Source organism: Roseixanthobacter liquoris (assembly GCF_043195135.2).
GTDB lineage: Bacteria > Pseudomonadota > Alphaproteobacteria > Rhizobiales > Xanthobacteraceae > NCEH01.
The window spans coordinates 645,938-671,411 of sequence record NZ_CM195537.1; the positions used below are offsets into that span (position 1 = coordinate 645,938).

The 25,474-nt window shown below is 67.2% G+C and carries 22 protein-coding genes; 9 read left to right on the forward strand and 13 right to left on the reverse strand.

The window, feature by feature from the left end; genetic code table 11:
• Positions 1 to 7 precede the first annotated feature (7 nt).
• Positions 8 to 856, reverse strand: coding sequence for an ABC transporter ATP-binding protein (locus V5F84_RS02865; protein WP_394043336.1), 849 nt, complete (start codon positions 854 to 856; stop codon positions 8 to 10).
• 168 nt (positions 857 to 1,024) lie between these two features.
• On the opposite strand from V5F84_RS02865, the gene V5F84_RS02870 reads away from it, so the two are divergent.
• The 7 genes from V5F84_RS02870 (at position 1,025) to V5F84_RS02900 (ending at position 10,334) form a co-directional block, all read left to right on the forward strand.
• Complete coding sequence (locus tag V5F84_RS02870; protein ID WP_394043337.1) at positions 1,025 to 2,650, forward strand: AMP-binding protein; 1,626 nt, start codon at positions 1,025 to 1,027, stop codon at positions 2,648 to 2,650.
• 265 nt (positions 2,651 to 2,915) lie between these two features.
• Positions 2,916 to 3,596 (forward strand): TetR/AcrR family transcriptional regulator, encoded by a 681-nt coding sequence (locus V5F84_RS02875; protein WP_394043338.1) that lies wholly within the window; start codon positions 2,916 to 2,918, stop codon positions 3,594 to 3,596.
• 155 nt (positions 3,597 to 3,751) lie between these two features.
• A complete protein-coding gene (locus V5F84_RS02880) occupies positions 3,752 to 5,359 on the forward strand; it encodes a carboxyl transferase domain-containing protein (RefSeq protein WP_394043339.1) in 1,608 nt (535 codons plus the stop codon).
• A 157-nt stretch (positions 5,360 to 5,516) separates the two neighbouring features.
• Positions 5,517 to 6,293 (forward strand): enoyl-CoA hydratase/isomerase family protein, encoded by a 777-nt coding sequence (locus tag V5F84_RS02885; RefSeq protein WP_394043340.1) that lies wholly within the window; start codon positions 5,517 to 5,519, stop codon positions 6,291 to 6,293.
• Positions 6,290 to 8,293 carry an acetyl/propionyl/methylcrotonyl-CoA carboxylase subunit alpha gene (locus V5F84_RS02890; RefSeq protein WP_394043341.1) on the forward strand — a complete coding sequence of 668 codons (2,004 nt, stop codon included), beginning with the start codon at positions 6,290 to 6,292 and terminating at the stop codon, positions 8,291 to 8,293. Before V5F84_RS02885 ends, V5F84_RS02890 begins: the two co-directional genes overlap by 4 nt.
• Positions 8,290 to 9,192, forward strand: a complete 903-nt coding sequence (locus tag V5F84_RS02895; RefSeq protein WP_394043342.1) for a hydroxymethylglutaryl-CoA lyase — start codon at positions 8,290 to 8,292, stop codon at positions 9,190 to 9,192. Before V5F84_RS02890 ends, V5F84_RS02895 begins: the two co-directional genes overlap by 4 nt.
• A gap of 200 nt (positions 9,193 to 9,392) precedes the next feature.
• Positions 9,393 to 10,334 (forward strand): IS481 family transposase, encoded by a 942-nt coding sequence (locus V5F84_RS02900; RefSeq protein ID WP_509277113.1) that lies wholly within the window; start codon positions 9,393 to 9,395, stop codon positions 10,332 to 10,334.
• A gap of 138 nt (positions 10,335 to 10,472) precedes the next feature.
• Here the strand turns inward: V5F84_RS02900 and V5F84_RS02905 are convergent, their stop codons facing one another.
• The 4 genes from V5F84_RS02905 to V5F84_RS02920 all read right to left on the reverse strand — a co-directional run bounded on the left by V5F84_RS02905 (position 10,473) and on the right by V5F84_RS02920 (position 13,983).
• On the reverse strand, positions 10,473 to 11,339 hold the full coding sequence (locus V5F84_RS02905; protein ID WP_394046687.1) for a type 1 glutamine amidotransferase: 867 nt from the start codon (positions 11,337 to 11,339) through the stop codon (positions 10,473 to 10,475).
• 85 nt (positions 11,340 to 11,424) lie between these two features.
• Positions 11,425 to 12,354, reverse strand: coding sequence for a DMT family transporter (locus V5F84_RS02910; RefSeq protein WP_394046685.1), 930 nt, complete (start codon positions 12,352 to 12,354; stop codon positions 11,425 to 11,427).
• 41 nt (positions 12,355 to 12,395) lie between these two features.
• Positions 12,396 to 13,148 carry an SDR family NAD(P)-dependent oxidoreductase gene (locus V5F84_RS02915; RefSeq protein ID WP_394046683.1) on the reverse strand — a complete coding sequence of 251 codons (753 nt, stop codon included), beginning with the start codon at positions 13,146 to 13,148 and terminating at the stop codon, positions 12,396 to 12,398.
• Positions 13,149 to 13,491: 343 nt separating this feature from the next.
• Positions 13,492 to 13,983, reverse strand: a complete 492-nt coding sequence (locus tag V5F84_RS02920) for a MarR family winged helix-turn-helix transcriptional regulator (RefSeq protein ID WP_394046681.1) — start codon at positions 13,981 to 13,983, stop codon at positions 13,492 to 13,494.
• A 262-nt stretch (positions 13,984 to 14,245) separates the two neighbouring features.
• Here V5F84_RS02920 and V5F84_RS02925 point away from each other — a divergent pair, with 262 nt between their 5' ends.
• Positions 14,246 to 15,061, forward strand: coding sequence for a creatininase family protein (locus V5F84_RS02925; RefSeq protein WP_394046679.1), 816 nt, complete (start codon positions 14,246 to 14,248; stop codon positions 15,059 to 15,061).
• Positions 15,058 to 16,071 carry an Ldh family oxidoreductase gene (locus V5F84_RS02930; protein WP_394046677.1) on the forward strand — a complete coding sequence of 338 codons (1,014 nt, stop codon included), beginning with the start codon at positions 15,058 to 15,060 and terminating at the stop codon, positions 16,069 to 16,071. The genes V5F84_RS02925 and V5F84_RS02930 overlap by 4 nt, the downstream gene beginning before the upstream one ends.
• Positions 16,072 to 16,282: 211 nt before the next feature.
• Here the strand turns inward: V5F84_RS02930 and V5F84_RS02935 are convergent, their stop codons facing one another.
• The 8 genes from V5F84_RS02935 to V5F84_RS02970 are packed head-to-tail and all read right to left on the reverse strand — an operon-like array spanning position 16,283 to position 25,427.
• Positions 16,283 to 16,948, reverse strand: a complete 666-nt coding sequence (locus V5F84_RS02935) for an NUDIX domain-containing protein (RefSeq protein ID WP_394046675.1) — start codon at positions 16,946 to 16,948, stop codon at positions 16,283 to 16,285.
• Positions 16,945 to 18,576 carry an ABC transporter ATP-binding protein gene (locus V5F84_RS02940; protein WP_394046673.1) on the reverse strand — a complete coding sequence of 544 codons (1,632 nt, stop codon included), beginning with the start codon at positions 18,574 to 18,576 and terminating at the stop codon, positions 16,945 to 16,947. Before V5F84_RS02940 ends, V5F84_RS02935 begins: the two co-directional genes overlap by 4 nt.
• Positions 18,573 to 19,022 carry a type II toxin-antitoxin system VapC family toxin gene (locus V5F84_RS02945; protein WP_394046671.1) on the reverse strand — a complete coding sequence of 150 codons (450 nt, stop codon included), beginning with the start codon at positions 19,020 to 19,022 and terminating at the stop codon, positions 18,573 to 18,575. Before V5F84_RS02945 ends, V5F84_RS02940 begins: the two co-directional genes overlap by 4 nt.
• Positions 19,019 to 19,249, reverse strand: coding sequence for a hypothetical protein (locus V5F84_RS02950; protein WP_394046669.1), 231 nt, complete (start codon positions 19,247 to 19,249; stop codon positions 19,019 to 19,021). Before V5F84_RS02950 ends, V5F84_RS02945 begins: the two co-directional genes overlap by 4 nt.
• A gap of 34 nt (positions 19,250 to 19,283) precedes the next feature.
• Complete coding sequence (locus V5F84_RS02955; RefSeq protein WP_394046667.1) at positions 19,284 to 20,462, reverse strand: ABC transporter permease; 1,179 nt, start codon at positions 20,460 to 20,462, stop codon at positions 19,284 to 19,286.
• A gap of 3 nt (positions 20,463 to 20,465) precedes the next feature.
• A complete protein-coding gene (locus tag V5F84_RS02960; protein WP_394046665.1) occupies positions 20,466 to 21,578 on the reverse strand; it encodes a microcin C ABC transporter permease YejB in 1,113 nt (370 codons plus the stop codon).
• Positions 21,579 to 21,624: 46 nt separating this feature from the next.
• Complete coding sequence (locus V5F84_RS02965; RefSeq protein ID WP_394046663.1) at positions 21,625 to 23,541, reverse strand: extracellular solute-binding protein; 1,917 nt, start codon at positions 23,539 to 23,541, stop codon at positions 21,625 to 21,627.
• Entirely contained in the window at positions 23,538 to 25,427 is a 1,890-nt protein-coding gene (locus tag V5F84_RS02970; protein WP_394046661.1) for an extracellular solute-binding protein, read from the reverse strand. Before V5F84_RS02970 ends, V5F84_RS02965 begins: the two co-directional genes overlap by 4 nt.
• Between the last annotated feature and the right edge of the window lie 47 nt (positions 25,428 to 25,474).

Genomic DNA, 25,474 nt, shown 5'->3' on the forward strand with positions numbered 1-25,474 from the left:
GGCTGCCTCACGCGGACACGGCCTGGAGGAGGGGCGCATCTTCGACGACGAGGTCTTCCTCGCCCAGATAGGCCTTGCGGACATTGGGATTGGCCAGCACGTCGGCGGGCAGGCCCTCGGCGATCTTGCGGCCGAAATCGAGCACCATGACGCGGTGGGAAATGTCCATCACCACGCCCATGTCGTGCTCGATCATGATGATGGTCATGCCCCATTCTTCGTTGAGATCGACGATATAGCGGGCCATGTCCTCCTTCTCTTCGAGGTTCATGCCGGCCATGGGCTCGTCGAGCAGGATCAGCTTGGGCTGGAGGGCGACGGCGCGCGCCAGTTCCACGCGCTTGCGCAGGCCGTAGGAGAGCGTGCCGGCGGTGGCCTTGCGCACATGCTGGATTTCGAGGAAGTCGATGACATCCTCCACCGCCTTGCGGTGCTCCAATTCTTCCTTCTGCGCGCCGCCGATCCAATAGATCGCGCCGGTGAACAGATTGTTCTTCAGCAGATGGTGGCGGCCGACCATGATATTGTCGAGCACGCTCATGTGGTGGAACAGCGCGAGATTCTGGAACGTGCGGCCGATGCCGGCGGCGGCGCGCTTGTTCGGCTTCAGGCGGGTGATGTCCTGCCCGTCGAACGCGATGCGGCCTTCCTGCGGCGAATAGCGGCCGGAAATGCAGTTCAGCAACGAGGTCTTGCCCGCGCCGTTCGGGCCGATGACCGAGAACAGCTCGCCGCTGCGGACGGAAAATCCGACGTTGCTGAGCGCTTTAAGACCGCCGAACCGCAGCGAAATGCCATCGACATTCAACAACGACGAGTCGGCGGCGGATGCGCCAGGACCCTTGCCTGTCGACATGTTCCCCTCCCGAATTCCGCATATGCGCGGGTGGCTTCTATGGCCGCATCCCACATTGTGAGATGAATTGGATTGATTATCTAGCGAACGTTTGCTTCTTTCAAGGGAGATCGCAGTTGCTCTCCTGAAATATTGCGGCACCGACGATTTTGTCTCACATTGTAGGACATGACCGACGACGAACTTGACCAGACGGCGCCGCGGGGCGCGCAGAGCCTCGGGCGGGCCATCGCCGTCCTGCGGGTTGTGGCCAATGCCGCCCCGCACCCGGTGCGCCTCGCCGACCTGATCCAGGGCACCGGACTATCCAAGGCCACCGCCCATCGCCTGGCGACGACCTTGGTGTTCGAGACCCTGCTGGCCTATGACCCCCGCGAGCGATGCTATGCCCTCGGCGCCTTCTTCTCGAAGTTCGTCGCCGGCAAGGCTCAGGCCGCCTCGCGTCTGCCGGTCGAGGAGGACGGGGCCCGCCCGGCGGCGCATCCGGACCGCTACAGCGGCAGCAAGATTCCCCTGGCCCATCTGCTGTGCGACCGGCACCTCGCGGTAAAACGCGCCCATCCCGCGATGATTCACGAGACGGTCTCGGGCCAGACTTCTGAATTGAGCTTCGGCAAGCTCGCGGAATATTCATCTCGATTTGCCCGTGTTCTTTCGGCGGCGGGCATCCGGAAAGGCGACCGGGTCGCCGTCCTGCTGCCCAAGGGCATGGAACTGGTGATCACCGCGCTCGCGATCTGGCGGATCGGCGCGGTCTACATGCCGCTCTTCTCCACCTATTCGCCCGCGGCCGTGGAAGCCCGGCTGAAGGCCGGCGGCGTCAAGGCCGTGGTGGCGAACCGCTTCCTCATCGATCGCGCCTCCCGCTACATCACCGAGAAGACCTTCGTCTGCTTGATCGAGGGCGACCAGATCAACCGGATCGACGGCAAGGTGACCCAGTTCTGGTCGTCCATCTATGCGTCCGAGCCGCTCGAAGGGGTGGAAACCTACGGCGCCAACGACCCCTTCACCATGACCTATGCCCCGAGCTTCGTGGAGGCCCGGCTCGGCCTTCTGACGCCGGTGCGGGCGCTGGCGGCGATCGAGCAATATATGCGCATCGGCATGGATGTCCGTGACGACGACGTCTATTGGAACATGGCCGACCAGGGCTGGGAATACGGCATCTATTACGGTCTCATCGGTCCTCTCCTGATCGGATGCTCGATCCTGTTCTGCGATGGGCCGTACGACGTCTCGCAGGGCTATCGCGTGCTGTCGAAGTTCCGCGTCACCAACCTCACGGCCGCCCCGTCCCAGATCAAGGCATGGCGGCGCGGCGATCCGAACGACGCCACATCGCCCTTCGCCATCCGCATGGTCACGGTGGGGGGCGAACCGCTCCCGCCCGACGTCATCTCCTGGGTGACGCAGAAGCTCGAAGTGCCGCTGATCAACCAGTATGGACACCGCGAGACCGGCATGATCGTGGGGATGAAATACGACCCGCGCGATCCCGCCGCTTCGCGGCGCTCCTCCGTCGGCCGCGTGATGCCGGGCTTTGCCCTTGCGGTGCTCGACAAGCACGGCGCCGAACTCCCCGCCGGCGCCGAGGGCATCCTCGCCATCCATGTGGCGCGCTCGCCTTTGTTCTGGTTCCGCTCCTATTTCAAGGACGACGCCAGGACGAAGACGCGATTCCCGTTCGGCAACGACTATTATATTCTTGGCGATACCGGCTTCATCGACGACGAAGGATGGGTCCACTACAGCGGACGGGCATCCCATGCCATCTTGATGCAGAAAGATTGAAGGCGCGTCCGTGCGCGGGTCATGCTTTCTCTCCCATAATGGCGGCCGTCTCGGCTGGCGTGGCGCGCGGTTCCCGATCATTCCGTCGGGTTATCTGGAAACAATCGAACGTTCTTTTTCTCTCCCGGTCAAGGCCATTTTTGGCCGCTTGCGTCTTGCGCCGCCGCCGCGCTGCGCCCACTCTAGGCCCGGCGCCGGGGTCGGCGGCCGCATCCATCACCCAAGGCTCGCGCGCCCAAGAGCGCGACTGCAAATTGAGAAAAAGATGGCGCGTACAGTCGGTTCCAACGGTGCCCGCACCGCCCAGGCGATCCGCCAGGCGGGGGTGCTGCTGATCTACAAGCACGGCTACGAAGCCATGAGCCTGCGGCAACTCGCCGCCGAGGTCGGGCTCCAGTCCGGCTCGCTGTACAAGTATTTCGAAAACAAGCAGAGCCTGCTGTTCGATATCGTGCGCGACCACATGGAAGACCTGACCGCCCGCGCCCGCGAGGCGCTGGACGGGCTGGATGATCCGCTGGAGCGCCTGCGGGCCTTTACCGGCTTTCACCTGCGCTATCACATGACACGGCGCGCCCACGTCTTCATCGCCAACATGGAAATCCGCTCGCTGGATGACGCGCATCGCGCCGTCGTGGTCGAGATGCGGCGCAATTACGAGGGGCTGCTGGAGCAGATCCTCCGCGATGGGGCCGCGCAGGGCCTCTTCCGCGTGAGCGAGCCCAGGGTCTCCACCTATGCCATCATCTCCATGCTCACCGGCATCTGCATGTGGTACCGGCCCGACGGGCGGTTGAGCCAGGACGATCTGGTGGCCATCTATGGCGATCTCGTCACCCAGGGGGTCGCACCGGGATCGCCGCACGGGCTGCCCCCGGCCCATGACGCGCCGCCCGTTCCGGCCACCGCCCCGCCGCCCCGCGCAAAGCGCAGCGCACGCGCCTGATTTGCCCTTGCGGTTCTCATAAAAAAACGTACGATCGTTTCCAAGCCGACGCGAAGCGGCACGGGAGGAAACACGGTTCGAGGGCCCGCCCGCCTTGCCGGCGCGGTGATCGGGGCGTTCGTCCTTCCGCAATCGACACTCAGGGGTGAGGCCTCATGGCGATCATCGAGGATGCGGTGGACCGCCGCTCCGAAGCCTATGTCCGCAATCGCGCGGCGTTGTTCGCCAGCGTCAGCGATCTGCGCGAAAAGGTGGAGCGCATCTCCCAGGGCGGTGGGGAAGTCGCCCGCGAGCGCCATCTCAAGCGCGGCAAGCTGCTGCCGCGCGACCGTATCCGCACCTTGCTGGACACGGGCTCGCCGTTCCTGGAGCTCTCCCAGCTCGCCGCCTACGACATGTACGAGGGCGAGGTGCCGGCCGCCGGCATCATCACGGGCATCGGCCGCGTGTCCGGCCGCGAATGCATGATCGTCGCCAATGATGCGACGGTGAAGGGCGGCACCTATTTCCCCATGACGGTGAAGAAGCACCTGCGCGCCCAGGCCATCGCGCGGGAAAACCATTTGCCCTGCGTCTATCTGGTGGACAGCGGCGGCGCCAACCTGCCGAACCAGGACGAAGTATTCCCGGACCGCGAGCATTTCGGCCGCATCTTCTTCAACCAGGCCAATATGTCGGCCGAGGGCATCGCCCAGGTGGCGGTGGTCATGGGCTCCTGCACCGCCGGCGGCGCCTATGTGCCGGCCATGGCCGACCAATCCATCATGGTGAAGAACCAGGCCACCATCTTCCTCGGCGGCCCGCCGCTGGTGAAGGCGGCCACCGGCGAGGTGGTCACCGCCGAGGAACTGGGTGGTGCGGACGTGCACACCCGCGTCTCCGGTGTCGCCGACCATATGGCGGAGAACGATGCCCATGCGCTCGGCATCGCCCGCACCATCATCGGCGATCTCAACCGGGTGAAGCGGCATGATCTCGACATCCGCCCGCCCAAGGCGCCGCTCTATGATGCGGAAGAGATCTACGGCATCGTCTCGGAAGATCCCAAGAAGCCGTTCGACGTGCGCCAGATCATCGCCCGCATCGTCGACGGCTCGGAGTTCGACGAGTTCAAGCCGCTCTACGGCCAGACCCTGGTGACCGGCTTTGCCCGCATCTTCGGCTATCCCGTCGGGATCATCGCCAATAACGGCATTCTGTTTTCCGAGAGCGCGCTGAAGGGCGCGCATTTCGTGGAATTGTGCTGCCAGCGCAATATCCCGCTGGTGTTCCTTCAGAACATCACCGGCTTCATGGTGGGCCGCAAATATGAGGCCGGCGGCATCGCCAAGGACGGCGCGAAGCTGGTCAATGCGGTCTCCTGCGCCAGCGTGCCGAAATTCACCGTGGTGATCGGCAATTCCTTCGGCGCCGGAAACTACGGCATGTGCGGGCGCGCGTACGATCCGCGCTTCCTGTGGATGTGGCCCAATGCGCGCATCTCGGTGATGGGCGGCGAGCAGGCGGCGAACGTGCTCGCCCAGGTGAAGCGCGACGGCATCGAGGGCAAGGGCGGCACCTGGCCGGCCGAGGAGGAGGCCGCCTTCAAGGCGCCGATCCAGGCCCAGTACGACCGCCAGGGCCATCCTTATTATTCCTCCGCGCGGATCTGGGACGACGGGGTGATCGACCCCGCCGACACCCGCATGGTGCTGGCGCTCGCGCTCTCCGCCGCGCTCAATGCGCCGGACAGGGAGACGCGCTTCGGCGTGTTCCGCATGTGAGGAGTCTTACGCCGGCCTTGCCGCGCCATTTCCCCCTCCCAACCCTCCCCCGCAAGCGGGAGAGGGCTTTGCCGTTGCGTTCTCCGCAAGCTCCCTCTCCCGCTTGCGGGGGAGGGCTGGGGAGGGGGCATGCGCACTCGCTTCGGAGCGCCCGTCCATGAGCCTCATCGTTTCCCATGAAGACGGCATCGCCACCCTCACGCTCGACCGGCCGGAAGTGCACAATGCCTTCGATGACGGGCTGATCGCGCTCCTCACCGCCGCCTACCACCATGCCGCCGGCGATCCGGCCATCCGCGCCGTGCTGCTGCGCGCCAACGGCAAGTCCTTCTGCGCCGGCGCCGATCTCAACTGGATGCGCCGCATGGCGGACTATTCCCACGACGAGAACGTGGCGGACGCCAGCACCCTGGCGCATCTGCTCCATGCCATCGACACCTGCCCCAAGCCCACTTTGGCGCGGGTGCAGGGCTCGGCCTTCGCCGGCGCGGTGGGATTGATCGCGGCGAGCGACATCGTGGTCGCCGTGCCGGAGGCGGAATTCGCCATCACCGAGGTGCGCATCGGCCTCATCCCGGCAGTGATCAGCCCCTATCTCGTGCGGGCCATGGGCGCGCGGCAGGCGCGGCGCTACGTGCTCACCGCCGAGCGTTTTTCGGCGCAGACGGCGCTCGCGCTCGGCCTCGTGCACCAGGTGGTGCCGGCCGACGACCTCGACGACGCCATCGCCCAGCACCTCAAGGCCTTGAAGGCGGCGAGCCCCGCGGCGCTCAAGGCGGCGAAGGATCTGGTGGCGGCGGTGGACCGGCCGCTGACCCACGAACTGATCGAGGACACGGCGCTGCGCATCGCCCACGCCCGCGCCAGCGCCGACGGCCGCGAGGGCGTCTCGTCCTTCCTGGAAAAACGCAAACCCGAATGGGGGCAAGCATGACCCGACCCATCCGCACCCTCTTGGTGGCGAACCGGGGCGAGATCGCGGTGCGGATCATGCGCACCGCCAAAGCCATGGGGCTGAAGACCGTCGCGGTCTATTCGCAGGCCGATGCCCACGCGCTCCATGTGGAGCGCGCGGACGAGGCCTATCCCATCGGCCCGGCGCCGGCGCGCGAGAGCTATCTGAAGATCGAGGCGATCCTCGATGCCGCGCGCATGAGCGGGGCGGACGCGATCCATCCCGGCTACGGCTTCCTCTCCGAGAATGCGGATTTCGCGGACGCCTGCGCGCGGGCGGACATCGTGTTCGTCGGCCCGCCGGCCTCCGCCATTCGCGCCATGGGCTCCAAGAGCGCGGCCAAGGCGCTGATGGAAAAGGCCGGCGTGCCGCTGGTGCCGGGCTATCACGGCGCCGACCAGGACGAAGCCCTGCTCGCCCGCAAGGCCTCTGAGATCGGCTATCCGGTGCTCATCAAGGCGTCCGCCGGCGGCGGCGGCAAGGGCATGAAGGTGGTGCGCGCAGCGGAGGAATTCGCCGAGGCGCTCGCCTCCGCCAAGCGCGAGGCGAAGAACGCCTTCGGCGACGACACCGTGCTGATCGAGAAATACCTGACCAAGCCGCGCCATATCGAGGTGCAGGTGTTCGCCGACACCCACGGCAATGCGGTCTATCTGCACGAGCGCGACTGCTCGATCCAGCGCCGCCACCAGAAGGTGGTGGAGGAGGCGCCGGCCCCCGGCCTCACGCCGGAGCGGCGCGCGGCCATGGGCAAGGCGGCGGTGGATGCCGCCAAGGCGGTGGGCTATGTGGGCGCGGGCACGGTGGAATTCATCGCCGAGGGCGACGACTTCTTCTTCATGGAGATGAACACCCGCCTGCAGGTGGAGCATCCCGTCACCGAGGCCATCACCGGGCAGGACCTGGTGGAATGGCAAATTCGCGTGGCGCGCAGCGAAAAGCTGCCGCTGGCGCAAGCGGATATTCCGCTCATCGGCCATGCCATCGAGGTGCGCCTCTATGCCGAGGACCCGGCGCGCGATTTCCTGCCCCAGGTCGGCCGGCTCGACCATCTGCGCCTGCCGTTCGACCTCGCCGGGCTGCGGGTGGACAGCGGCGTGCGCGCGGGGGATTCCGTGTCGATCCATTACGATCCCATGATCGCGAAAATCATCGCCTTCGGCGCCGACCGCACGGAGGCCCTGGGCCGGCTCGCGGCGGCGCTGGCGGCGACGGAAGTCGTGGGCCTGCCCACCAACCGCATGTTCCTCCAGGCCATCGTTTGCGAGCCGGCATTCGCGGCGGCCGAGCTGGACACGGGCTTCATCGAGCGGCACCGCGCGACGCTGCTGCCGGAGCCGATGCCGGTGAACGACCGGGTGCTGGCGCTCGCGGCGCTGTTCCTGCTGCTGGACGAGGCGCGGATTTCCGCCGCCGCGGCCGATCCCGCCGATCCCTGGTCGCCCTGGGGACTCGCGCCCGGCTGGCGGCTGAACCGCTCGGCCTTCGTGGACCTGACCTTCGCCGACCGCGAGGCCCGCATTCCCGTGCGCGCCCATTATACCGACGGCGGCTTCCTGCTGGACCTGCCGGGCGGGCGCATGGCGGTGGAGGGCACGAGCACGCAGGATGGCGGCCTGATCGCCCGGCTCGACGGCGTGCGCACCCAGGCGCGGGTCGTGCGCAGCGGGGCGCGTCTGACCATCTTCTCCGCCGGCACGGAACGCAGCCTCGACCATATCGACCCCCGCCTCGCCAGCATCGAGGCGACGGGCACCGCCGGCCGTCTCGTGGCGCCCATGCCGGGCACCATCATCCGCGTTGCCGTGAGCGCCGGGGAGGAGGTGACGAAGGGCACCGCTTTGGTGGTGGTGGAGGCCATGAAGATGGAGCACACGGTGACCGCCCCGCGCGACGGGCGGGTGAAGAGCGTCGCCTTCGGCGTCGGCGATCTCGTGGACGAGGGCGCGGAACTGCTCGTGCTGGAGGATGTGGCGTGAGCCGGCCGGCGCGGGTGCGCATCGTCGAGGTGGGGCCGCGCGACGGCTTGCAGAACGAGCCCGGCCTCGTGCCGTTCGCGGCCAAGGTGGCGTTGATCGAGGCGCTGGCGGATGCCGGCGTGACGACCATCGAGGCGGGCAGCTTCGTTTCCCCCAAATGGGTGCCGCAGATGGCGGATACGGCGCAGGTGCTGGCGGCCATCCGGCCGCGCGCGGACGTGCGCTATCCGGTTCTCGTGCCGAACATGAAGGGGTTCGAGGCCGCGCTTGAAAGCGGCGTCACCGAGATCGCGGTGTTCGCCGCCGCCTCCGAGGCCTTCAGCCAGCGCAACATCAATTGCACCATCGCCGAGAGCCTGGCGCGCTTCGTCCCGGTGATCGCGGCGGCCGGCGCGGCCGGGATCGCGGTGCGCGGCTATGTGAGCTGCGTGCTCGGCTGCCCCTACCAGGGCGATGTGCCGGTGGCGAAAGTGGTGGAGGTCTCGCGCGCCCTGGTGGAGATGGGCTGCTACGAAATTTCGCTGGGCGACACCATCGGTGTCGGCACGCCGGACAAGGCGAAGGCCATGGCGGGCGCGGTGGTCGAGGCCATCGGGGTGGAGAGCACGGCGGTGCATTTCCACGACACCTACGGGCAGGCGCTGGCCAATGTGCTCTCCTGTCTCGATCTCGGCATCTGCGTGGTGGACAGCGCCGTGGCGGGCCTCGGCGGCTGCCCCTATGCCAAGGGGGCGTCGGGCAATCTCGCCACCGAGGATCTGGTCTATATGCTGGACGGCCTCGGCATCGCGACCGGCATCGATCTCGCAAAGCTCGCCGCCGCCGGGCGGGACATCACGGCCGCGCTCGACCGGTTTCCGGCCTCCAAGGTGGCGCAGGCGCTGGCGGCGAAGCTGTAGCGGGGCGTTGGGATCGGCGGAAGATCTGGCCAATTCCCTCACCTGAACGATTCGAGTCCATCCCCTCTCCGAGCGCTCGTCAATTCCCTCTCCCGCTTGCGGGGGAGGGTTAGGTGTCGAAGCTATGAAGGTTGTTCATCCGGAGCTTGGCTGAGAAGCTGGGGTTGCGAGCCAACCAACCCTGAGCCGGAGCTTCCCGGATGAACGTTCATAAGAATGCCCGGCTGACACCGTCGGGTCGAGCCCTGCTTGTGGATCGGATAGAGACGGGCTGGCGCGTACGGTCGGCGGCGGCCGCTGCTGGTGTATCGGTGCGAACGGCCTACAAGTGGCTGGGCCGGCATCGGCGAGGGGGCGCGGGCCGGCATTGTGACCGCAGCTCGGCGCCCCGCCGATGTCCCCGTGCCACGCCGGCAGGGCGGGTGGCCGAGATCGAGCGGCTCCGGCGCCAGCGCATGAGCGGCCCCCAGATCGCAGCCTTGCTCGGCATGGCGCGCTCCACGGTTGGGGCGGTCCTGCGGCGCTTGGGACTGGGCCGGCTCTCGGCGCTGGACCCCAAACCTGTGGTCGTCCGCTACGAGAAGGCGGCGCCCGGCGAACTTATCCACATGGACATCAAGAGCCTGGGCCGGATCGATGGGATCGGCCACCGCATCACCGGCCAGCATGCGGGCCATCACCGGGCCCGGGGGATCGGTTACGAACACCTGCACGTCGCCGTCGATGACGCCTCGCGCCTGGCCTATGTCGAGCTGCTGCCGAGCCTGGGGCGCGAGGATGCCACCGGCTTCCTGCGGCGGGCCCTGGCCTGGTATGCCCGCCACGGCATCACCGTCCAGCGGGTGATGACCGACAACGGCTCGGCCTATCGCTCCAGGCTATTCGCCGATGCCTTGCGGGACGCCGGCGCCCGTCACGTCCGCACCCGCCCCTACACCCCGCGCACTAACGGCAAGGCCGAGCGCTTCATCCAGACATCCCTGCGCGAGTGGGCCTACGCCAGGCCCTATTGCTCCTCAAGGGAACGGGCGGCCGCCGCCCACACCTGGGCAGACACCTACAATCTCTCCAGACCCCACACCGCTCTCGGCGGACTGCCACCTTGGAAAAGGCTGAACAACCTTCTTGGAAACGACAGTTAGGGAGGGGGAAAGGAGTGGCGGGGTTAGACCAGCGGAAGGCTCGGCCGGTTCGCAGCCCGCAGGGCGGCGCGGGCGAAGGCCCCCACCCCAACCCTCCCCCGCAAGCGGGAGAGGGGGCGGTCGGTGCGCGAAGGCGCCTCAGCCCCGCCCGCGCGCCGCGCGGGTGGGAAGCACGAGCTGCTCGATCCAGTTGCGGATTTCCACCGTGCGCAGATCCTTGGAGATCACCGCGCCGTCCACCCCGTGGCGCCAGACCAGGGGCTGGTTGCCGGGCTCGCGCTCCAGCGTCTCGAGATCGCCGATGAAGCTCTCCTGCGCCTCCTCGTCGGCGAAGAAGCCCTCCGCCACCAGCGAGGGGCTCAGCCGGCGGAAGATGGCGGCCATTTCCCGGAACGGATATTCGGGATGATATTGCACCGCCCAGGCGGTGCTGGCGCCGGCGGGGATTTCCGCGGCCTGAACCTGCGAATGATCATTGGTGGCGAGCAGGCGCGCGCCCTCCGGCAAGGTCTCCACCTCGTCCAGATGCACGGTCATGGCCTCGAACACGCGCGGCTTGCCGAGGAAGATGGGATGGGTCTCGCCGTGCTCGGTCATGCGGATGCGCCGGCCGAAGCCGACCTCCCGCCCGCGCGGATTGCGCCGCACCACGCCGCCGGCGGAAACCGTGATGAGCTGCAAGCCCCAGCAACTGCCGAAGATCGGCGTGCCGGTGGCAAAAGCGCTGCGCAGCAGTTCGATCTGCTGCTCGATGGGCAGCCCGCCATTATAGATGTTGAGCGAGGAGCCGGTGATGGCGATGCCGTCATAGCCCTCCAGGCCGCCCGCGTCGGGAAGATTGGCGCCGGGGTCGGCCGGATAGCAGATGTCGACCACGGCACCGGGGCACAGGTCGCGCAGCAGGCGGGCATAGCCCTCGCTCGCCGCCTCGCCGCCGAACTTCACCTGGCGGGCGCGGGCGTCTGCGGTATTTCCTTCAACAACGAGCAAATGGGGGGCGGGCATGGGGGCAAGGTCCGAATTCTGTGCCTCGCAGCATAAGACCTAATTTGACGAAAGCGAGGAAGCGGCGGGATTTTTCCCTGTTTCCTCAATCGGGGGTGGTCGCATAAAGCGTGTTGCGCGCCCGCGCCCTTCGCTCCTGCAACAAAAGATAAATGCCGGAACCGACCACCACCGCCGCGCCCGTCAGCGTCCAGCCGTTGGGCAGATTGCCGAACAGCAGCCAGCCGAGCACGATCATGGAAATGATCTGGGTGTAGATGAAGGGCGCCAGCGTCGCCGCCGGGGCGCGGGCATGGGCGAGGATGAGCAGGAAATGCCCGGCGCCCACCACCGCGCCCAGTTCCAGCATGGCGCCCAGCACCAAGGGCTCGCGCGGGGTTTCCCACACCCAGAACAGCGGCAGGGAGGCGGCGATCGCGCCCACCAGGGCGGAATAGAGCAAGGTGGTCTGGGACGCGTCGGTCGCGGCCAGCATCCGCGTGGTGATGCCGTAGAGCGAATAGCACACCGCCGCCGCCAGCATGAGCAAAGCGGCGGGGTGGATGCCGCCCACCCCCGGCCGCGCCACCAGGATGATGCCCGAAAAGCCCACCAGGATCGCCGCCCAGCGGCGTATCCCGATCCATTCCCCCAGCATCGGCCCGGCGAACAGGGCGACGAAGAAGGGGGTGGAGAACATGATGGAGACGGTCTGGTCCAGCTGGAGATATTGCAGCGCGTAGAAATTCAGCATCGTGCAGGCGAACAGCAGGGCGGAGCGGAACAATTGCAGCCACGGCCGGCGGGAGCGCATCAGGCCCGGCACGGTCCAGGGATTGAACACCAGCAGGGCCAGCACGAGCTGCACCATGTAGCGCGCCCACACCACCATGAACACGTTGATGTGCCCGCTGAGCCATTTCGCCGTGGCGTCGCACAGGGCGAAGCAGACCACCGCCAGGCACATGAGGCCAATTCCGGCGAGCGTCGAATCGCCTCGCCCCGAAACCTGCACTTTGTGTCCGGCGATGGTCATGGGAGGCTTTCCGGCGCCGTGCGTCGGCACGGCGCTTCTGGTCAATAGGTGGCGCGGCCCCCGGACAGATCGAAGACCGCGCCCGTGGTGAACGAACAGTCCGCCGAGGCGGCGAAGGCGATGGTGGCGGCGGCCTCGTCGACCTGGAGGAAGCGGTTGCGGGGGATCTTGGAGAGCATGTAGGCGATGTGCTGTTCGCTCATCTGGTCGAATATGGCGGTCTTGGCGGCGGCGGGGGTGACGCAGTTCACTGCGATATCATATTCCGCCACTTCCTTGCCCAGCGATTTTGTGAGCGCGATCACCCCGGCCTTCGAAGCGGAATAGGCGGAGGCGTTGGGATTGCCCTCCTTCCCGGCGATCGACGCCACATTGACGATGCGGCCGTAATTCTGCGCGATCATGCCCGGCACCACGGCGCGGCAGCAATTGAACGGGCCGGTGAGATTGATCGCCATCACCTGCGCCCAGGCGTCCGCCGGATAGTCCCAGAGCTTGTGGTTGGGCCCGGCGATGCCGGCATTATTGATGAGAATGTGGATCGCGCCGAGCGCCGCCAGCGTCGCGTCGCGGGCGCGCTCCACCTCGGCAAGGCTGGTGACGTCCACTACCACGGGCACCACCTTTTCCCGGCCGAGGGTGTTGGCGAGGCTCTGCGCGAGATCGGCGTCGCGGTCCCAGATGGCGACCTTGGCGCCGGAAGCGAGGAAACGCTCGACGACGGCGCGGCCGATGCCCTGGGCGCCTCCGGTGACGATCGCGCAGCGTCCGGCAAGATCAATGGCGTTGGACATGGCTCCCTTTCCGGCCGAAATCACGTCTCGGCTCTTAATCGATTAGATTTCCAGCAATACCGCGAGCGCGCGACACCGGCAAAGCTCTAATCTTGCATGGATCGGGAAATCGCCCATGCGCGCCAAGCGGAGCGGGTGACCCCGGCCGCACGCGGCGCGCGAAGCACGGCACGGACGGCGCTCCGCCCCTCCCCGCCCCGGTGCCGGTGCCGGCGTCCCGCAGCACGCCGGCGGCCTCGCGGGGACGGCCGGACGCATCCGGCGCCGGTGATGCGAACGAGGCCGAATGGGGCGGCGGCGGGCACCCGCGGCCCGGCGGCGCCGAGCGGGCGCGCCGCACCTCTCAATTGTCGTCTTCTTCGTCCGCCGGCTCGGCCTCGTCATCGACGCCGCCGTCGGCGCCGAGCCGCAGGGCGAGGTTCTTCTCCACCTTGCGCAGCAATTTGCGCAGGCGCTTGCGCTCCTTGCTTTCCAGGCCGGCGACCATTTCGTTTTCCAGCGTGTCCCACACATGGTCGATGGCGCTGCCCTTGTCGCGGCCGGCGGCGGTGAGGAACACGCGCACCAGGCGGCCGTCGCCGTCGGTGGCGCGGCGCTCCACCAGGCCCTGCGTGGTCAGGCGGGCAATGGTCTTGGACGCCGTGGGCGGGCGGACGCGCAAGGCGGTCGCCAGATCGCCCATGGTGCGGCCGTCCTCGTCGATCAGCAGCTTCAGCACCGATTCCTGACCCGGAAACAATCCGAGATCCGCCAGCAGCCGGGCCGAGAGGGCCTTTTGCAGCCGGGCCGTGTGCGTGAGGCGGTAGCCGATGGTCTTTGCAATCGGATCCTTCATCCCAACCCCCTGGCGCGCCCCCAAGCACAATCGTCCGCAGGCCGTCGATTGCCGCGCGCAGCGTACCTTATCCACGCGCCGGCTTACAATTTTGCGAAGGTCTTGTGCCGATTGGGAGACAAGTGCCCGCCGCCTGCTTGCGGTGCAGCAGGCACGCTCCTAATGTCCGCGCCGAAACGCGGGCCCGGGCCCGGGCGCGCCCGCCCTGCGACCAAGACGGCACGCGCACGACGGCACGGGGCATGACGGCACGGGTTCTTCCATGACACACCGATTTTGGGCCGCGCTGTCATCGCCGGCCCTCGCGGCCCTGGACCGCGCGGCGGCGATCGCCATCCTGCCGGTCGCGGCGGTGGAACAGCACGGGCCCCACCTGCCGCTCGGCACCGATACCTTCATTTCCCAGGGCTATATCGACCGCATCCTGCCCTTGCTGCGCGGCGACATGACCGCCCTGTTCCTGCCGATCCAGTCGGTGGGCAAGTCGGACGAGCACCAATCCTTCACCGGCACGCTGACCCTGTCGCCGGAAACCGCGCTGCGCGCCTGGACCGAAATCGGCGAGGCGGTGGCCCGCGCCGGCATCCGCCGGCTGGTGCTGCTCAATACCCACGGCGGCAATGTGCCGGTGATGGATCTCGTCTCCCGCACGCTGCGAGCGCGCCACAAGATGCTGGCGGTGAACGTCTCCATGCACCGCTTCGGCTATCCCGACGGCCTGTTCGCGCCGCAGGAGCGCGCGCACGGCATCCATGGCGGGGATATCGAGACCTCGCTGATGCTCGCCTTCCGCCCCGATCTGGTGGACATGGCGCAGGCGCGCGATTTCGCCCCCTGGAGCATCGCCATGGAGCGCGATTTCGCCCAGCTGCGCGCGAACCATCCGGTCGGCTTCGGCTGGATGAGCGAGGATCTGAGCCCTGCCGGCGCCATGGGCGATGCCCGCCCGGCCAGCGCGGAGAAGGGCGCGGCGGCGGCGGATTTCGGTGCCCGCGCCTTCGTCGCCCTGCTTGAGGATGTCGCCGCCTTCGACCTCACACGGTTCGATGCGCGGCCTGAAGGAGAAGACCCGTTATGACCGAGGGCCGCAGGCTCGATCTCGACGGCGCGCGCGCCTATGCCGCCGCCGTGCTTGAGCATTTCAACACCAGCGCCGAAAACGCGGCCGTGGTCGCCGATGCGCTGATCGCGGCGGAGGCGGACGGCCTGCCGAGCCACGGCCTCGCGCGGCTGCCGAGCTACGGCATGCAGGCGATGACCGGCAAGATCGACGGCCACGCCGTGCCGACCCTGCGCAAGGCCGCGCCCTCGGTGGTGGGAATCGATGCCGCGAGCGGCTTCGCCTATCCCGCCGTGCGCCTCGCCGAAGAACATCTCGCGCCGCTCGCCAAGGAGATGGGTATCGCCATCGCCGGCATTCGCCGCTCCAGCCATTTCGGCGTCGCCGGCCATCCGGTGGAGCGCCTCGCGCAGGCGGGGCTGATCGCGCTCGCCTTCACCAATGCGCCGGCCTCCATCGCGCCGTGGGGCGGGCGGCGCTCGGTGTTCGGCACCAATCCCATCGCATTTGCCACCCCGCTGCTGGACCGGCCGCCGGCGGTGGTGGACCTCTCCGTCTCCAAGGTCGCGCGCGGCTACATCCTCGCCGCCGCGCAGAAGGGCGAGCCGATTCCCGAGGGCTGGGCGCTGGATCCGGAAGGCCGCGCCACCACCGACGCCAAGGCCGGCCTTGCCGGCACCATGGTGCCCATGGGCGAAGCCAAGGGCACCGCGCTCGCCTTCATGGTGGAAGTGCTGTCCGCCGCGCTGAACGCGGCCACCTTCTCCATCGACGCGCCGTCCTTCTTCGACGGCGAGGGCCCCCCGCCGGCCATCGGCCAGACCCTGGTGGCGATCGATCCGCGCCCGCTGGCCGGGGCCGGCTATCTCGACCATCTGGCGCGACTGGTGGAGAGCATCGACGGGCAGGACGGCGCGCGCCTTCCCGGCTCCCGCCGCATCGCCGCCCGCGCCCGCGCCGCGCGCGAGGGGGTGCTGGTGAGCGCCGCCCTTGAGCGCGAGCTCGCGAAGCTCGGGTTTGCGGGCTAGGACCGATCGACAATCCCGGCGTGGCGCCATTTTTGCTGAACATCGTCATGCACGGGCTTGTCCCGTGCATCCACGCGGCACCGCTGGCGCCAGCCTTTCAAGGATCGCATCTGCGGCCAGACGTGGATGGCCGGGACAAGCCCGGCCATGACGCACAAGGGACGGCGGCTAGAAAGAGCGCCGCGCACAGGGCGCGGCCCGCGGCGAAAGCTCAGGCTTCCGCCCCGGCCTTCGCCCTGGCGGCGAGATCCGCCACATGCGGACGGTTGAGCGCCAGCCATTGCAGCGCGATGCGGGTATAGCCGTTCATCACGCAGCCGGGGCTGAGCATGGCGAGCGCATCGTCCAGGCCGAGGGTGAAGGGCGCCGTCACCTCATGCTCATGGGCAAGGCCCGCGCGCGCGGGCAGGGCATGGGAATCCACGATGCCGAGATAGAGCGTGCAGAGTTCGTCCGTCACGCCGGGCGTCGGCATGAATTTGAACAGCTCTTCCAGGCGGGTCGGCGCGATGCCGATCTCCTCCAGGCATTCGCGATGGGCGGCCGCCGCCGGCGCCTCGCCGGGATCGACCCGCCCGGCGACGATCTCCACCATCCGGCCGCGGCCGGTGGCGAGATGGGCGGCGAGGCGGAACTGGTGGATCAGCACGATGAGATCGCGCGCCGGATCGAAGCACAGCACCCCGACCACCCGCCCGCCGACCACGATGTCGCGCTGCGACGTCTCGGCCGCGCCGCCCGGCTCGTGCGGCAGGCTCACGTCATAGCGCAGATAGTCGCGAAACCCCTTGCCCAGGAGATGGGGCTGGGACACCTCCACATCCGCCGCGGCATCGCCATGGGCGCGGGGCGGGTTGATCCTGCTCGGCTCGCTCATTGGGCGGTCACTCCCGGCTGGGCTGTTTCCAGATTGAATGCGGCGGCAAACAGCGCCTTGGTATAGGCTTCCTTCGGGTTTTGGAATACCTCTCGTGCCGGGCCTTCCTCCACCATCTTGCCGTTGCGCATCACCAGGATGCGGCTCGCCAGCGCGGAGACCACCCGCAGATCGTGGGAGATGAACATATAGGTGAGAGATCGGCGCCGCTGCAGGGTGCGCAGCAATTCCACGATCTGCGCCTGGACCAGCATGTCGAGCGCGCTGGTGGGCTCGTCCAGCACCACGAAGGAGGGTTCGAGCGCCATCGCCCGCGCGATCGAGATGCGCTGGCGCTGGCCGCCGGAGAATTCGTGCGGATACAGATGCCGGCTTTCGGGATCGATGCCGACATCGGCGAGCGCGGCGATCACCCGCTGCTCGCGCGCATCGGCGTCCAGCCCCTTCTGGTGCACGCGCAAGCCCTCGCCGACGATGTCCTCGATGGACATGCGCGGGGAAAGGGCGCCGTACGGGTCCTGGAACACGATCTGCATGTCCGCGCGCAGCGGCCGCAATTGCTTGAAGCGCAGGCCGTCGATGCGGTTGCCGAGGAAGGCGATGGGACCGCTGGAGGAGATGAGGCGCAGCAGCGCGAGCCCGAGCGTGGTCTTGCCCGAGCCGGATTCGCCCACCACGCCCAGGGTTTCGCCCTCATGGATGTCGAGCGTGACCCCGTCCACCGCCTTCACATGGCCGATGGTGCGGCGAAGAATGCCGCGCTTGATGGGAAAATGCACCTTCAGGTCCTGGGCGGAGACCACGACTTTCGCGTCCGGCGCGGCCGGGGCGGGGTCGGGCTTGGGCTCGGCATGCAGCAGCGCCTGGGTGTAGGGGTGCTTGGGATGGAGGAAGGTCTCCTCCGCGCCGCCCTGTTCCACGATCTCGCCCTTGCTCATCACGCACACCCGGTCGGCGATCTTGCGCACGATGCCGAGGTCGTGGGTGATGAACAGCATGGCCATGCCCATGCGCGCCTGGAGATCCTTCAAGAGCTTGAGGATCTGCGCCTGGACGGTCACGTCGAGGGCGGTGGTGGGCTCGTCCGCGATCAAGAGGTCCGGCTCGTTGGCGAGCGCCATGGCGATCATGACGCGCTGGCGCTGGCCGCCGGAGAGCTGGTGCGGATAATCCGACAGCCGCCGCTCGGGATCGGGAATGCCCACCTCGTGCAGCAATTCCAGCGTGCGTTCGCGCACCTGCGGCCCGCCCATGCCGCGATGGAGGATGAGCATCTCGCCGATCTGCTGGGCAATGGTGTGCAGCGGGTTGAGCGAGCTCATGGGTTCCTGGAACACCATGGTCACGTCATTGCCACGCACGCCGCGCAACTCCCGCTCCGGCAAGGTGAGCAGGTCGCGGCCCTTGAACAGGATCTTGCCCGTGGGATGGCTCGCGGCCGGGTAGGGCAGCAGCTTGAGCACCGACAGCGCGGTGACCGATTTTCCCGAGCCGGATTCGCCCACCAGCGCCACCGTCTCGCCGGGCGCGACATCGAACGAAACGTTCTTCACCGCAAGAAAATCCCCGCCCACCCGGCGGAAAGCGACGGAGAGGTCTTGCACGGAGAGGAGGGGGGAGGAGGTCATGCGGGGCGCAGGATGTCGTCGACTGTGAAGGGGGTGATGGCGAGGCGGGTCAGGCCGTCCGGCACGTGCAGCCGTTCGTCGGCGGTCACGAAATGCGAACACCGCGCGGCAAGGGCGGTCGCGAGATGGATCGCGTCCGGAAGCCGGATCGCGCGGCGCGCGGCACGGATCGCGGCGGCGGAGATCAGCAGCGCACGCCCGACCTCCAGCACCTCGAAACCGGCCGTCGGCGTGATCATGTCCGTGTAAGCCTCGACGACGGTTGTTGTCTGCGCTTCCAGCGGCTTGACGAGAATCTCGGCAAGGGTGATCTCGCTCGTCACGCCGATGATTTCTTCCGCCTCGATGGCGTTCAATATCCACCACGCATGGTCCGAGTGGGCGCCGACATGCTCCAGCGCGGTGATGAAGACGTTGGCGTCGAGATAGACGCGCGGAAGCGTCATCGGCGATCCCATTCGTCCCGCAGCGCGCGGACATGGGCGACGATCTCTTCCGACGATTCGAAATGGCTGCGCCGTGCGCTTTTCCATTTCGAGAAATGACCTGCGGATGCAGCTTTCGGGAGGTCGTCTTCGAGCACCACGCGCACCGTTGTTCGTGGGGTGACGGTGACCCGCAGATCCTCCGGCAGCTTCTCCACGGGATAATGCTCCCGCACGATCCTGTTCATGGCTTCGTCTCCGTGGCGCGCATTCTACCACACCTCACCCGAAGGTCTTGCGCGGGTCGAAGGCGTCGCGCACCGCTTCGCCGATGAAGATCAGGAGGCTCAGCATCAATCCCACGGTGAAGAAGCCGGCAAGGCCCAGCCAGGGCGCCTGCACGTTGGATTTGCCTTGCGAGAGCAGTTCGCCCAGCGAGGGCGAGCCGGGCGGCAGGCCGAAGCCGAGGAAGTCGAGGGCCGTCAGCGTCATCACCGAGGAGGAGAGGATGAACGGCAGGAAGGTGAGCGTCGCCACCATGGCATTGGGCAAAAGGTGCCGCACCATGATGGTGAAATTGCCCACCCCGAGGGCGCGGGCCGCCTGCACATATTCGAAATTGCGCGCCCGCAGGAATTCGGCGCGCACCAGGCTCACCAGCGACACCCAGGAGAACAGCAGCAATATGCCCAGCAGCACCCAGAAGCCGGGCACCAGCACCGAGGAGATGATCAGCAGCAGATAGAGCGAGGGAATGGAGGTCCACACCTCGATGAAGCGCTGGAACAAGAGGTCCACCCAGCCGCCGAAATAGCCCTGCACCGCCCCCGCCGCGACCCCGATGGCGGAGGAGATGATGGTGAGCGCCAATCCGAACAGCACCGAAATGCGGAAGCCGTAGATCAGGCGGGCCAGCACGTCGCGGCCCTGGTCGTCGGTGCCGAGCCAGTTGTATTCGAGCCCCGCGCAGCCGGAGACGCCCTTGCGCTCGGCGACCGCCTTGCACTGCTCCTCGCTCAGCATCCAGGTGGGCGGCGAGGGGGCGGGGGTCGGCAGGTCCAGATTGTGAGTGGAATAGCTGAAATGCACCGGCGGCCAGATCATCCAGCCGCCCTTCTCGTCGATCAGCTTGCGCAGATAGGGATCGCGATAATCCGCCGTGGTCTCGAAATCGCCGCCGAACGTGGTCTCGGGATAGGCCTTCAGCACCGGGAAATAATAGGCGCCGTCGAAGCGCACCAGGATCGGCCGGTCGTTGGCGATGAATTCCGCGAACAGGCTGAGCACGAACAGGATCATGAACAGCACGAACGACCACCAGCCGCGCGTGTTGGCGCGGAAATTGGCGATGCGCCGCTGGTTGAGCGGGGAGAAGAAGGGCCGCTTGCTCGGCTTCGCCACCGGCAGGGGGGCCGGCGGGGTGGCGGGGGCGGTCTGGGGAAGGGTGGGCAGGGCCGTCATGGCTCAGACGTCCCGCGTCTCGAAGTCGATCCGCGGATCGACCAGCATATAGGTGAGGTCCGACAAGAGGCCGACCACGAGGCCGGCCAATGAGAAGATATAGAGCGTGCCGAACACCACCGGATAATCGCGGTTCAGCACGCTCTCGAAACCCAGCAGGCCGAGCCCGTCGAGGGAGAAGATGGTCTCGATCAGCAGCGAGCCGGTGAAGAAGGCGGAGATGAAGGCGCCGGGAAAGCCGGCGATGACGATCAGCATCGCGTTCCGGAACACATGGCGATAGAGCACGCTGCGTTCGGAGAGGCCCTTCATGCGGGCGGTGGTGACATATTGCTTGCGGATCTCTTCCAGGAACGAATTCTTGGTCAGCAGGGTCATGGTGGCGAAGGCGCCGAGCACCATGGAGGTGAGCGGCAGCACCAGGTGCCAGCCATAATCGGCGATCCGTGCGGGCCAGGACATCTGGCTCCAATTGTCCGAGGTGAGGCCGCGCAACGGAAACCAATCCAGGAACGAGCCGCCGGCGAACAGGATGATCAAGAGGATGGCGAACAGGAAGGAGGGAATGGCATAGCCGACGATGATCACCGCCGAGGTCCACACGTCGAAGCGCGAGCCGTCGCGCATGGCCTTGGAGATGCCGAGCGGAATCGAGATGGCGTAGGTCAGAAGCGTCATCCACAGGCCGAGCGAGATGGAGACCGGCATCTTCTCCGCGATCAGGTCGATGACGCGAATGTCGCGGAAATAGGAGCGGCCGAAATCGAAGGTCGCGTAATTCTTGATCATCAGCCAGAAGCGCTCATAGGCCGGCTTGTCGAAGCCGAACTGCTTTTCCAGCTCCTGGATGAATTTCGGGTCCAGCCCCTGGGCGCCGCGATATTTCGAGGCCGAGGCATCGGCCCCGCCGCCGCCGGGCATGGCGGCCCCGCCGGCGAAATCGCCGCCCTGGCCGGAAATGCGCGAGGTGGCGGAGGCGCCGTCGCCGGTCAATTGGGCGATCACCCGCTCCACCGGGCCGCCCGGCGCGAACTGCACCACCACGAAGGAAACCAGCATGATGCCGAGAATGGTCGGGATCATGAGGGCGACACGGCGGATGATATAAGCGAGCATCGGGTCTCCAGGTTCGCGCCGACGGTGCGGGCTCTCGCCGGCGGCGTCAACCGCCCTTTACGGGCGGCAGCGAGGATGCCGGCTTCTGCCACCAGGTGTCGAGCACCCCGCGATCATATTTCGGCTTCACGGCGGGCCGGTCGAACAGGTCCCAATAGGCGATCCAGTGGGAGGCCTTGTTCCATTGCGGCACCCAATAGCGCCCCGCGCGCAGCACCCGGTCGAGCGCGCGGGCGGCGGTGACCAGTTCCGGCCGGGTGCGGGCGGCCAGCGCCGCGTCGATCAGGCCGTCCACGGCGGTATCGGAAATCCCGGAGAGATTGTTTGAGCCGCGGGTGCGCGCCGCCTCGCTGCCGAAATAGGCGCGCAATTCCTCGCCCGGATTGAGCGAGACCGAATAGCGGCGCACCACGATGTCGAAGTCGAAATCCTTCAGCCGCGCCTGATATTGCGCCGGATCGACGATGCGATAGGTGGCGTCGATCCCGAGCAGCTTGAGATTGCCGATGTAGCGGGAGGTGTGGCGCTCGAACGAGCCTTCGTCGTCCAGGAACTCGATCTGCAAAGCCTGGCCCTTGCCGTCCACCAGCTTGCCCTGCTGGATGACGTAGCCCGCCTCCTTCAGCAGGGCGGCCGCGCGGCGCAGCAGGGCGCGGTCCTGCCCCGAGCCGTCGGTGACGGGGGGGATATAGGCCTCCTCGAACACGTCCTGCGGCAGGCGTTCGGCATAGGGGCGCAGCAGCTTTTCTTCGGCGGGGGAGGGCTTGCCCTGCGCCATCAGGTCGGAATTCTGGAAGAACGACCAGGTGCGCTCATACTGGCCGAACATCAAATTCTTGTTGGTCCATTCGAAATCGAAGGCGAGCGAGATCGCCTCGCGCACCGAGCGATCGAAGAATTTCGTCCGGCGGGTATTGAAGAACCAGCCCTGGGCGCCCGAGGGCGTCTCGTCCGGCAGCACGTCGCGCTTCGCATGGCCGTCGCGCAGCGCGGGAAAATCATATTGGGTGGACCAGGCGCGCGAGGTGAATTCCTCGCGGAACAGATAGACGCGGGCCCTGAACGCCTCGAAGCCCACGTCCCGGTCGCGGAAATATTCAAAGCGCACGGTATCGAAATTGTTGCGCCCCAGGTTCACGGGCAGGTCCTTGGCCCAATAGTCCGTCACCCGGTCGTATTCGATATAGCGGCCGGACTCGAAGCGGCCGATTCTGTAGGCGCCGCTGCCGAGCGGCGGCTCCAGCGTCGTCTCCTCGAACTTGTGCTTGGTGTAATAGGCCTTGGAGAAGATCGGCAGGCTCGCGGCATAGAGCGGCACGTCGCGCGGGCGCTGGGCGGTGAAGCGCAGGTTGAGGGTGCCCGTCCCGTCCGCCTCGGCGCCGATGAACTCGCGCAGCGCCTGGCGGATCAGCGGATGGCCCTGCGCCTTCAGCGTATTGAGCGAGAAGGCGACATCCTCGGCGGTCAGCGGCGTGCCGTCGTGGAAGCGCGCCTGCGGGCGCAGGCGGAAGGCGTAGAGCTGGCCGCTATCCCCGATGGTCACGCCGGAAGCGACGAGGCCGTAGAGCGAATCCGGCTCGTCGTTGGCGCGCGCCATGAGGCTGTCGAAGATCAGCGCCAGCCCCTGGGCGCCGTCGCCGCGCAGGATATAGCCGTTGAGCGAGTTGAAGGTCTGGTACGACTGGTTATAGGCCGCCGTCGGGCCGATCTGCGAAAACGTGCCGCCCTTGGGGGCGTCCGGGTTCACATAGTCGAAATGCTTGAAGTCCTTGGGATATTTCAGGTCTCCGAAGGAGGAGATGCCGTGCCGCTCGACGCCCGGCGCGGCCGGTGCATCGCCCTCGGCCGCCGCCGGGCCCGAAGGCGGCGCAGCCGGGGCCTGGGCGAGTGCCGGCCGGGCAAGCAGCGTGGCCCCGCCGGCGGCGGCGAGGCGCAGCAAAGCGCGGCGATCGAGAGGGCTCATTGGCCGCGGGTCCCGATCTTGGCCGCCTTGGCCGCGTCCCACCACCAGATTTCCGGGAAGGCGTAGGAATAGCGCGGCAGCTTTTCCGGATGGCTGAAGCGGTCCCAGCGGGCGGTGCGGGTGTAGCGCAGCGTCCAGGCGGGGATGACATATTCGTTCCACAGCAGCGCGCGGTCGAGCGCGTGGGTCGCCGCCACCAGATCCTCGCGGCTGGTGGCATAGATCACCTTCTCGATCAGCGCGTCGATGGCGGGATTCGAGATGCCGGCATAATTGCGCGAGCCGTCGCGGGTGGCGGAGTCAGAGCCCCAATAATCGCGCTGCTCATTGCCCGGCGAGAGCGACTGGCCCCAGCTCGCGACGATCATGTCGAAATCGCGCGAGCGGATGCGGTTGATATATTGCGAGGTATCCACCATCCGCACCGAGACGGCGATGCCGAGGCGCTCCAGCGCCGGCTTGTAGAACAGGGCGACACGCTCGAAGGAGGGGCTCGCCAGCAGGATCTCGATGGTGAAGGGGGCGCCGGAGGCATCCACCAATTGCTTGCCCTTCACCTGGAACCCCGCCTCCTTCAGCAGGTCCGCCGCCTTGCGCAGATTGCTGCGGCGGTCCTGGTCGGTGCCGTTGACGGGATTGACATAGGGCGTGGTGAACACCTCGGCGGGCAGCTTGTCCTTCAGGGGCGTGAGGATCTCCAGCTCGCGGCCGGCGGGCAGGCCGGAGGAGGCCAGCTCCGTGCCGCTGAAATAGCTGTTCACCCGCTCATACTGGTCGAAGAACAGGGTCTTGTTCATGCCCTCGAAATCGAGCGCGTAATTCAGCGCGCGGCGCACGCGCGGGTCCTGGAACTTGGCGCGGCGCAGATTGGGCACGAACGCCTGCATCACGCCCGAGGCGCGGTTCTCGAAGGTTTCCAGCAGCACCTTGCCGTCGGCCTTGGCCGGGAAGTCGTAGGCGGTGGCCCAGTTCTTGGCGGAGATTTCGACGCGGAAGTCGTATTGGTCGGCCTTGAAGGCTTCCAGCTCCACCGTGTCGTCGCGATAATATTCGTAGCGGATCTCGTCGAAATTATTCGTGCCCACGTTCACGGGCAGGTTCGCGCCCCAATAATCCTTCACCCGCTCGTAGACGATGGTGCGGCCGGGCACGAAGGACTTGATCTTGTAGGCGCCCGAGCCGAGGGGGGCTTCCAGCGTGCCCTGGGTGATGTCGCGGGCGCGGCCGGCGCCGTCGGTGCCGGTCCACCAATGCTTGGGCAGGACCATCATCTCGCCGACGATCTGCGGCAGTTCGCGATTGCCGCCCTGGTCGAAGGTGAAGGTCACCTCGCGCTCGCCGGTCTTCTGCACGTCCTTCACGTGGCGATAATAGAAGGCCTGGCCGGGATTGTTCTTGGTCAGCACGTCGAACGACCACACCACGTCGTCGGGGGTGATGGGCGTGCCGTCATGCCATTTCGCCTCCGGCCGCAGGCGATAGGTGACCGAGGAGAAATCCGCCGGGAAGCGCATGCCGTCGGCGATCAGGCCATAGGCGGTCGCCACCTCGTCGCGCGACTGGGTGGTGAGCGTATCGTAGATCAGGCCGAGCCCGGCGCCGGGCGTGCCGCGCGTGATGATGGCGTTGAAGCTGTCGAACGTGCCGTTCTCGGACAGGCGCACGGTGCCGCCCTTGGGCGCGTCCGGGTTCACATAGTCGAAATGCTTGAAATCCGCCGGATATTTCGGCGTGCCCATGAGGGATGCCGCGAAACGGAAGGGCTCGGCATCCGCTGGGGCTGCGGCGGGAGCGCCCTGCGCGGCCGCGTCGCGGATCGTCCCCGGCAGGCCCAGGATGGGCAGGAGGGAAACGAGGAGGGCGGCGAGGCGGACCTTCACAGGCATCAGCGGCTCCGGAGGCTGGGATAAGCGACTGCGCTTCAGCCAATATC